At 63.4% G+C, this 653-nt stretch carries 1 protein-coding gene; it reads right to left on the bottom strand.

All coding sequences use genetic code 11. The features are described from left to right. The coding region (locus tag AC0L3X_RS47355; protein ID WP_473317647.1) for an IS5 family transposase at nt 1–653 on the bottom strand (653 nt) is incomplete at both ends.

The raw sequence follows: 653 nt of genomic DNA, 5'->3' as shown, positions 1-653 counted from the left end.
TGCCCGGTCGCCTTGATCAGACCGACGTAGCGGATGCAGGTCAGCCGCATGCGGCGTTTGAGAGTAGCGAAGGTGGTCTCGACCTGGGCTCGGCGGCGCGCGATGAGGAGGTTGTAGCGTTTGAGCCTCGGCGGCAACTCCGGGTGATGCCGGTTGGGCCGACGAGCAATGCGGGGTTTCTTGCCCTCCGCCTTCAGCCGGGCCCGTCGGGCATGGGTGTCGTAAGCCGCATCGGCCCACACCGCAGCTTCATCGCCGCGGATCAAAGCGTCCGCCGGTGTCGTGTCGTTGATGTTGGCCGGTGTGGTCAGTACCGTGCGGATCAAGCCGGATCCTTCGTCGACACCGACATGGGCCTTGTAACCGAACGTCGTGCCGCTCTTGCCTTGCCGCTTGGTGAAGCGGGCGTCGGGATCGTTTGAGGGGCGATCCTCCTTCGGAGGAGCCGACACCGCCTGGATCAAGGTCGCATCCAGCATCGTGCCGCGCTTGAGGATGACGCCGGCATTCTCAAGCTGACGATCCAGCTCACCAAACAGCTTCTCCAGCAGGCCTTGTTCGACAAGCTGGTTCCGAAAGCGGTTCAGGACCGTATGGTCGGGCGTCGCATCCTCAAGGCTCAAACCGACGAAGCGCTTGAACGACAACCGGTC

The organism is Bradyrhizobium sp. MI1.7, from assembly GCF_055811795.1.
The sequence above is the reverse complement of the archived record's forward strand: the minus strand, read 5'-3'. Positions and strand labels throughout refer to the sequence as shown.